This is a genomic window from Pseudomonas sp. Tof1, from assembly GCF_055390395.1.
In genome coordinates, this window is record NZ_AP024344.1 from 3,329,283 (window position 1) to 3,339,497 (window position 10,215).

At 65.2% G+C, this 10,215-nt stretch carries 1 protein-coding gene; it reads right to left on the reverse strand.

Annotation, left to right across the window (positions count from 1 at the left end; genetic code table 11):
- Positions 1-215: 215 nt before the first annotated feature.
- Positions 216-10,208 carry a non-ribosomal peptide synthetase gene (locus tag ACZ5KU_RS15055; protein ID WP_464737376.1) on the reverse strand — a complete coding sequence of 3,331 codons (9,993 nt, stop codon included), beginning with the start codon at positions 10,206-10,208 and terminating at the stop codon, positions 216-218.
- Positions 10,209-10,215: the final 7 nt, after the last annotated feature.

The window sequence follows — 10,215 nt, forward strand, 5'->3', positions numbered from 1 at the left end:
TGCCCGCGGACCACTGACACATGCGAAACAACCCCTATTCGCCATGCTCCCCACAGGCCTCGAAAATTAGAGCATCCACCTGGGACTGTCTGTCATGGGAAGCCGGGACAAGGCTCGGCCCTGCGAGAGTTCGACGTGTTGCCAGGGGGATGGGGGGGAGAAAAACGGCTCCGTACCCGACCGATCGGCAATCGGTCGGGTACGGAGCCAGGGCTTCAGATAACGCGTTTGCGCTTGAGTGTCGGAACCTTCGCCTGCGGTACCTCCACCTGTTGTGTCGTACCCACCGACGCGGCTACCTGGGCCAGTGTCGGCTGGCCGAACAGCACCCGGACATCGGCTTCCAGGTCCGCCTGGCGCATACGCTCGATCAGGCTGACCGCCAACAGCGAATGCCCACCCAGCTCGAAGAAGTGGTCATGCCGCCCCACCCGCTCGACCTGGAGCAGATCCTCCCAGAGCGCCGCCAGCTTGATCTCCACCTCACCCACCGGGGCTTCGTAGACACGCGAAGCGTAGGCGCTGCTGTCCGGTGTCGGCAGAGCCTTGCGGTCCAGCTTGCCGTTGGGGGTCAGGGGCAACCGCTCGAGCTGCACATAGGCCGCGGGCAGCATGTAGTCCGGCAGCAATCCGCGCAGATAAGTGCGCAGGTTGCCGCTGTCGGACACAAGCCCCGTACCGGCCGGAGTGAAGTACGCCACCAGGCGGGTTTCTCCCGGCACGTCCTCCCGGGCCATCACCACCGCCTCACGCACGTCGGCGTGCCTGGCCAGACGCGCCTCGATCTCGCCCAGTTCGATACGGAAACCGCGGATCTTCACCTGGTCGTCGTTGCGGCCCAGGTATTCGATATTGCCGTCTGGCAGGTAGCGGCCAAGGTCGCCGGTGCGATACATCCTTGCCGAAGCGTCCTGACTGAACGGGTCCCGGAGGAAACGCTCGGCGGTCAGGTCGTCACGGTTTAGGTAGCCACGGGCCACGCCGGCACCACCGATGTAGATTTCACCCGGGACGCCCAGCGGGACGGGCTGTTGTTGCTCGTCCAGCAGGTAAAACTGGGTGTTGCCCACCGGTTTGCCGATATGCGGGGCGAAGCCCTCTTCGCGGTCCATGGCCACCCAGCTGGAGTAGGTGGTGGTTTCCGAAGGGCCGTAGAGGTTGCACAGGCGCTGGACTGTGGTTTTCTCGAACAGCGATTCCACCAGGCTGCGTTTCAGCGCTTCACCGGCCACGTTGACGGTGTGAACTGAAGCAGGCAGACCATCCACTTCCAACAGCGCTTTCAACGCTGAAGGCACGGTGTTGATCAGGCCGATATCGTGCTCGCCGTGCTGCAGTTCCAGGACGTTTTTCACCACCTCGATACTGCCGCCCGAGGTCAGCGGTGCAAAGCACTCGTAGACCGCCAGGTCGAAGTTCAGCGAGGTCGAGAACAGGGTCTTGTCCAAGGCTCCGTTGTCGAAGGCCCCGTGGGCCCAGGTCAGGAAGTTCACCGTGTTGCGGTGTTCGATCATCACGCCTTTCGGCAAGCCGGTCGAACCCGAGGTGTAGATCAGGTAGGCCAGGTGGGCCGAGGTCAGGTCCGGTACTTGCGGATTCTGGACGGATTCGTTCTGCCAGGTGCGCTGATCGAGGTTGATCACCGGCACCGATACGCCGGTCAACAAGTTCTGAGTCGCGTTCTGGGCCAGCACTACGGCCGGCGCACTGTCCTGCAGCATGTAGGCGATTCGCTCGGCCGGATACGCCGGATCCAGCGGCACGTAGGCGCCCCCGGCCTTGAGAATCGCCAGCAGGCCGACGACCATCTCGGCGCCGCGTTCGACACAGATCCCCACGCGGGAGTCCGGCTGCACACCCTGCTTGCGCAGGGCATGGGCCAGACGGTTGGCCTTTTCGTTAAGCTCGCGATAGCTCAGGCGGCGCTCGCCATGCACCACCGCCAAGGCATCCGGCGTGCTTGCCACCTGGGCCTCGAACAACCCATGAATGGTCTGCGCCTGCGGATACTCCAGCGCGGTGTCGTTGAAGCCCACCAACAACTGCTCGCGCTCGTCGGCCGGCAGGATAGAAAGGCCGCCCAGTGGTGCCTCGGGCGCCTGTTCCAGGGCATCCACCAGACTCTCCAGCGCGGCCTGCATATATCCGCAGACCCGCCGTGCATCGATGCCGGCAATCGCCTGCACCGTCAGGCCGAAGCCCACACCGTCATCATCCACCGACAGGGTCAGCGGGTAGTTGGTACGCTCGGCCCCACCCTGGCTTTCGATACCCTGCCAGGCATCCAGAACCTGCTGGCTGGCTTCACCGCCACCATGCCGGTAGTTGAGCAAGGCGCTGAACAGCGGCATCGATGCCGGCACGCCACTGCAACGCTGGGCCAATGCGAGGGAAGCATGTTCATGACCGAGCAGCGCGGTCAACCGGCCATGGGCCGCCTTGAGGGCACTGTGGGCACCCTGCTCGCCCAGGTCCAGGCGCAGTGGCAAGGTGTTGATGAACATGCCCAGAGCCCGGTCGCTGCCCTCGCCGCCCTGCATCCGGCCCATCAGCACGGTACCGAACACCACTTTTTCGCGTTGACACAGACGGCCCAGCACCATGCCCCAGGCCAGGTGCGCAAGGCTCGCCGGGCTGACTCCCGCCTGGCGGGCTCGACCACGCAGGCGTCGAGACAGATCGGCACTCAGTCCTGCGTGAGCCTCGGCGATCGCCTGTCCATCGCCCCTGACCTCTTGCCGCTCGAACGGCAGGGTCGGTTCGTCGACATCGCCGAGCATCTCGCGGAAGAAGCTTTCATGGGCCTGCTGGCTCACGCCCAGTCGTGCCTGAGCCACATAGTTGCGATACGGCACGGCCGGCGCCAACGAGGTCGCCTGCCCACGCAGGAACGCCTGCATTTCCTGTTGCACCACCGCAAGGGTGGTGTGGTCGATGGCGATATGATGGAACCGCAGGACACCCAACCAACGCCCGCTGGACGCCTCTTCGGTGACGGCCAGCTGCAGCAGCGGTGCCTGATGGAGATCGAGGCGGCAATGCGCCGGATCGAAGCGTTGCAGCAGTTGCGCCGAGAGTTCACCGTCGCGCGGATCGAGCCCGAGGGTCTCGACCTTCAGCCGGGCACGACGCCAGACCACCTGCAACGGCGTCTCCAGGCCCTCCCAGACGATCGATGTGCGCAGGACATCATGCCGTTCGATCACACTCTGCAACGCCTGGACAAAGTCGTCCAGGCGACTGCGGCTGTCGAAGCGGAACTGCGATTGCAGCACATAGGGGTCCCCTTCACCGGCAGACAGGTGATGGAACAGAATGCCCTCCTGCAACGGTGCCAGCGGATAGATGTCCTGCACGTTTGCCGCACCGCCCGGCACCGTCGCCACCACCTGGTCGATCTGCGCCTGGGTCAGGCTGACCAGCGGTAACAGGTCTGGAGTGATGTGTTCACAAGGCTCGGGGATCCGGTTGGCCGGCACCGCGATGTCCGTGCCTTGGCCCACTGCCGCCGCCAGCGCCGCCAAGGTCGGCTGGCCGAGCAGTGCCCGCACATCGGCACTCAGACCGGCCTTGCGCATCCGCTCGATCAGCGTGACCGCCAGCAGCGAGTGGCCGCCGAGTTCGAAGAAGTTGTCGTGACGACCGACCCGGTCCAGGTGCAGCAGGTCGGCCCAGATAGCGGCCAGGCGCTCCTCGACCTTGCCCAGCGGCGCTTCGTACTCGCGGCTAGATACGGCGCCATCCGGTGCCGGCAGCGCCTTGCGATCCACCTTGCGGTTAGGCGTCAAGGGCAAGGCATCGAGTTGCATATAAGCCGTCGGAACCATGTACTCGGGCAATGCCGCTTGCAGATGCTCGCGCAGGCTCTGGATCGGCAGCACGGTTTCCGGCTGCTGCGGCGTGAAGTAGGCCACCAGGCGTTTGTCGCCCGGTTGATCCTCCCGTGCCACCACCACGCAGTCCTTGATCCCGGGATACGTGGCCAGACGGGCCTCGATCTCGCCCAGTTCGATGCGGAAGCCGCGGACTTTCACCTGGTCGTCGTTGCGGCCCAGGTACTCGACCGTGCCGTCCGGCCGATAGCGCGCCAGGTCGCCGGTGCGGTACATGCGCCCATCGTGGAACGGATCGTCGAGGAAACGCTCGGCGGTCAGGTCCGGACGGTTCAGGTAGCCGCGCGCCACTTGTACGCCGGCGATATACAGCTCACCCGCCACGCCCAGCGGTACCGGCTGGCGGTTGTCGTCCAGCAGGTAGAACCGCGTGTTGGCCATCGGTTTGCCGATCGGCACTGTCGCCGACAGGATGGCCGGGACGCCCGGTGCATCGACGCGCGCGACACAGGCCCAGATGGTGGTTTCCGTGGGGCCGTAGAGGTTCCACAGTTCGCGGCTGCGCGCCTGCAGCTCACGGGCCAGGTTGCGCGGCAGGGCTTCGCCGCCGCAGAAGATCCGCAGGTCCGGCTTGCCGGCCCAGCCACTGCTGACCAGCATTTGCCAGGTGGCCGGGGTGGCCTGCATCACGGTGATCCGTTGCTCGTCGAGCTGGCGCTGCAGTTGCAAAGCGTCCACGGTCGCCTCACGGGAGGCCAGGACCACACAGGCCCCGCTGACCAGGGGCAGGTACAGTTCGAGCGCGGCGATGTCGAAGGAAATCGTGGTGACCGCCAGCAGCCGATCATCAGGCGAAAGCCCCGGTTCGCGGCCCATGCCGTGGAGGAAGTTGCCCAAGGCCCGGTGGCTGATCTGCACGCCTTTCGGCAGCCCGGTGGAGCCCGAGGTGTAGATCACGTAGGCCAGATGTTCAGGATGAAGGTCATGACGCAGTGGATTGGTCTCGGGCTGCGCCAGGAAGCCTTCGCGCTCGGCCAGCCCGGGATCGAGCAGCAACACCGGTACGCTGCTGGTGGGTAGGATCGGCTGCAGGCTTTGCTGAGTGAGAGTCGCCACCGGAGCGCTGTTTTCCAGCATATAGGTCAGGCGATCGAGCGGGAAATGCGGGTCCAGCGGCACATAGGCGGCGCCGGCCTTGAGAATGCCCAGCAGCCCCACCAGCATGTCCACGCCGCGCTCGACACAGATCGCCACCCGATCATCGGGGCCAACACCCCATTCGATCAGGCGGTGGGCGATACGGTTGGCCTGGCGATTGAGTGCGTCATAGGTCAGGCTGCCGTTCTCGTCGACGACGGCGAGCGAATCGCCACAGGCCGCCACCCGGGCTTCGAACAACCCGTGCACGGTCTCGTCCCGAGGATAGTCGACCGCGGTCGCATTGAAGCCCTCCAGCAACAGCCGACGCTCATCGTCCGGCAACACCGACAACAGCGGCAACGGCACCTCGCTGGCCTGCTCCAGTGCCTCGACCAGACTGTGCAAGGCTTGGTGCATATAGGCGCAGATCAGCTTGGCCTCGATCACTGGAACGGTCTGGGCGGTCAACAGGAGATCTTCGCCCAGGTCGTCGACACTGAGGCTCAACGGATAGTTGGTGCGCTCCTCCGCGCTCAGGTATTGCATGCCATGCCAGGCTGCCCGCGTCTCGTCGGTCACGGCGTAATTGCTGTGGCGATAGTTGAGCAACGCGCTGAACAACGGCAGCGGCGCGCTGACGCCACTGCAACGTTGGGCCAGCGCCAGGGAGGCATGCTCATGCCCGAGCAACGCGGTCAGTTCGTCATGGGTCGCCTTGACGCCCTCGCGCACATTGCGCCCGCCCAGGACCACTCGCAGCGGCAAGGTGTTGATAAACATGCCCAAGGCGCGGTCGGCACCGTCGCCGCCCTCCATCCGGCCCATCAGCACCGTACCGAACACCACATCGTCGCGGGCCGAAACCCGACCCAGCACCTGGGCCCAAGCCAGGTGCACCAGGCTCGCCACACTCACCCCCGCCTGCCGGGCCTGGGCCCGCAAGCGTTGACCGAGGGCAAAACCCACCGTCAGTTGGGCCTCCTCGATGCCCTGTCCATCACCCTGGACCTGCTGCAAGCCGAACGGCAAGGTCGGCTCCTCGATATCACCGAGGCGTTCACGGAAGAATCGCTCGTGCTCTTGCTGGCTAACGCCCAGGCGGGCCTGGGCCACGTAGTTGCGATACGGCACCGGCGCGCCCAGTTGCGCCTGCTGACCGAGCAGATAGGCCTGCATTTCATGGCTCACCACGTCCATCGCGGTGTGGTCCATCGCCAGGTGGTGGAACAACAGCAACGCCAGCCAGCGCCGGTTCGGCGCATCCCAGGCCTGGATCAAGCGCAGCATGGGCGCCTGACGAATATCGAGGTGATAATGGCGGGCGTCGAACCGCTGAAGCAGTTGGGTCGCCACATCGCCGGCCCGCGGGTCCGGCTCCAGGTTTTCGCGTATCAGCCGGGCCTCGCGCCAAACCACCTGTACCGGTTCGTCCAGACCTTCCCAGACCAACGCGGTGCGCAGGATATCGTGACGACCGATCACGAACTCCCAGGCCCTGGCAAAATCGTCCAGACGCTCCTCACTGTCGAAGGCGAACTGCGCTTGTAGCAAGTAGGGGTCGCCCCGCTGCGCGCTGAGGTGGTGGTAGAGGATGCCTTCCTGCAATGGCGCCAGGGCATAGATGTCCTGAACATTGGCGACACCGCCCGGCACCGTGGCGACGATCCGATCGATGGCGTCCTGATCCAGGTTCGCCAGCGGCAGCAGGTCCGGCGTGATCCGTTCACAGCCCGGCGCAATCAGGTTGGCCGGCACCTGGATCTCGCGGCCACTGCCCACCGCCGCCGCCAGCGCGGCCAAGGTAGGCTGGCTGAACAGCACCCGCACATCGGTACTCAGACCTGCTTGGCGCATGCGCTCGATCAGCGTCACCGCCAGCAGCGAGTGACCGCCCAGTTCGAAGAAGTGGTCATGCCGACCCACCCGCTCGAGCTTGAGCACGTCCGCCCAGATCGACGCCAGCCGATTTTCCACTTCACCTTGCGGTGCCTGGTATTCGCTGCAGGCCAGGGCGTCCGACTCCGGCATCGGCAGCAACTTGCGATCGACCTTGCCGTTCAGGTTCAGGGGCAATGCACTCAGTTGCACATAGGCGCCGGGTACCATGTACTCCGGCAACAGGCCTTGCAGGTAACTGCGCAGTTCTTCCGCCGTGGCCGGCTCGCCGGTCGCGGTGACATAGGCCACCAGGCGTTTGTCGCCGGGGACGTCCTCGCGGGCCAGCACGATGCATTCGCGGACCTGCGGATGGGTGCTCAGGCGCGCCTCGATTTCCCCCGGCTCGATGCGGAAACCGCGTATCTTCACTTGGTTATCGTTACGGCCCAGGCACTCCAGCAGGCCATCGGCCGACCAGCGCCCGAGGTCGCCGGTGCGATAGAGCAAGGCATCCGGCTCGGCGCTGAACGGGTCGGCAATGAATTTTTCGGCGCTCAGTTCGGCGCGGTTGAGGTAACCCAATGCCACACCCTTGCCGCCGATGCAGATTTCACCGCTGCACCCCTGGGGCACCAGTTGCTGGCGGGCATCGAGAACATAGACCTGGGTATTGCCGATGGGACGACCGATCGGCACGCTGTCGGCGTCCTCGGCGACTTCGGTCACGTGATGGGTGGTGGCGTAGGTAGTGGTTTCGGTCGGTCCGTAGCAATGCACCAGGCGCAGCCGTGGCGCCAGCGCCAGTAACCGACGGAACGAGGCCGGGTCGCCGCGCTCACCACCGCACAGGAGGATCCGCAGGCCCTTGATCGCCTCGGGGATCAGTTGCACATACTGGTTGAACACCGCCGTGGTGACAAACAGCACCGTGGCCTGGGCGCTGACCAGCAACTCACCGAAGCGTGCCGGCTCCAACAGCGTTTCATGATCCACCACCAGCACCTGGCCGCCATTGAGCAAGGCACCCCAGACGTCCATGGTGCTGGCGTCGAAGGCCGGATTGGAAGCAAAGGCGATACGATCCCGGTCGTTGAAGTCGGCATAGCCGTTGTTGATCACCAGGCGGGTGATAGCCCGGTGCGGTACCAGCACGCCCTTGGGCACACCGGTGGAACCCGAGGTGTACATGATATAGGCCGGGCTTTCGCTGGACTGCGTAATCCCCAAGTCGTCACCGTCCAGGCGAGACAGGTCCAGACCGTCCAGTTCCACACGCTGCACGGCGGCAGCCAGCGACAGCCGATGACGCGTCAGCAGAACCCGCGCCTGGCTGTCCTCGATCATGAAGCCCTGGCGCTCGGCCGGGGCGTTGATATCCAGCGGCACATAGACCGCCGCGCACTTGAGTACCGCCAACTGGCTGACCAGCAGGTCGTGGGAGCGCTCCAGCAGAATCGCCACGCTGTCCCCCGGCTGCACGCCGAGGCCACGCAGATGGCGGGCCAGGCGATTGGCCCGGCTATTGAGCTCGGCATAGCTCAACGACACGCCGTCATGGATCGCCGCGCACGCCTCGGGACGAGCTCGAACCCGGGCTTCGAACAGATCCTGCACGGTCTGCGTCCGTGGGTAATCACGGCGACTGGCATTGAAGCCGACCAGCAGTTGCTCGCGCTCGGCATCGGGCAGGATCGACACCTGGGTCAATGGCAGGGCCGGCGTGTTTTCCAGCGCCTCGACCAGGCTTTGCAGAGCACAGTGCATATAGCCACAGACCCGCTCGGCGCCGATCTGCGCCTCGGCCATGACCGCCAGGTTGAACGCCTCGCCCAAGTCATTCACCGACAGGGTCAGGGGGTAGTTGGTGCGTTCTTCGCTATCCAGCGTCTGGATACCTTCCCAGGCGGCCAACGCCTGGTCGGTCACGTTGATATCGATCTGCCGGTAATTGAGCAGCGAACTGAACAACGGCGTCGACGCGGCCACGCCGCTGCAACGCTGCGCCAGGGTCAGCGGCGCATGTTCATGGGCGAGCAAGGCGCTGAGTCGGACATGGGTGGCTTTCAACGCACTACGCACGCCCTGTTCGCCCAGGGTCACGCGCAGCGGCAAGGTGTTGATGAACATGCCCAGGGCCCGGTCGGCGCCTTCGCCGCCCTGCAGGCGACCCAGCAGCACGGTGCCGAACACCACATCGTCCCTGCCCGACACGGCACTCAATACCCGGGCCCAGGCCAAGTGGCAAAGACTCGCCGCGCTCACCCCGAGCTGCCGCGCCTGCAAGCGCAGGCGCCGGCTCAGGCCGGCCTCCACGTCCCGGCGTACTTCCTCGATGCCGCGACCATCGCCCTGCACGTCCTGCAGGCCGAAGGGCAGTGTCGGTTCCTCGATATCGCCCAGCATGTCGCGGAAGAACGTTTCATGGTCCTCGCGGCTGACGCCCAGGCAGGCCTGGGCCACATAGTTGCGATACGGCACGGACGGCGGCAGCTCTGCCTGCCGCTCAAGCATATGCGCCTCGATTTCGCTGCAAAGGATACGCAGCGAAGTGGCGTCGTCCACCAGGTGATGGAACAGCAGCATGCCAAGCCAACGGTTGTTCAGCGGATCCTGGGCGTAACCGATGCGCAGCATCGGCGCCTGGCGGATATCCAGGCGGGTGTGCCGCGGGTCCAGACGCTCGCGCAGTTGTTCGGCGATATCGCCGTCCGCCGGGTCCAGCTCCAGCCGTTCAACGCCCAGGGGCGCTTCGCGCCAGACCACCTGCACCGGCGTGTCCAGGCTTTCCCAGAGCACTGCGGTACGCAGGATATCATGCCGCGCCACCACCCCTTGCAGGGCCTGGGCGAAGCTGTGCAGGCGTTCGAGGCTGTCGAAGCTGAACAGCGAGTATTGCAGGTACGGATCACCTTGGGTCGCGGCCAGGTGATGGTACAAAATCCCCTCCTGCAACGGCGCCAGGGCATAGATATCCTGCACATTGGCAACGCCACCGGGCACGCTGGCCACGATGCGGTCGATATCGTCCTGGCTCAGGCCGACCAGCGGCAGCATGTCAGGCGTGATACGTTGACAACCCTCGGGGATGACATTCGCCGGTACCTCGATCTCGCGCTGGCCGCCCACGGCCGCCGCCAGGGCGGACAGGGTCGGCTGGCCGAACAGCACGCGCACGTCGGCACTGAGGTCGATCTGGCGCATGCGCTCGATCAGTTTCACCGCCAGCAGCGAGTGACCGCCCAGTTCGAAGAAGTGATCGTGGCGACCGATCTGCTCCAGTTGCAGCAGGTCCTGCCAGATTCGTGCAATGGCGATCTCGGTATCGCCTTCGGGCGCTTCATAGCCACGGCTGGCCACCGCCGAG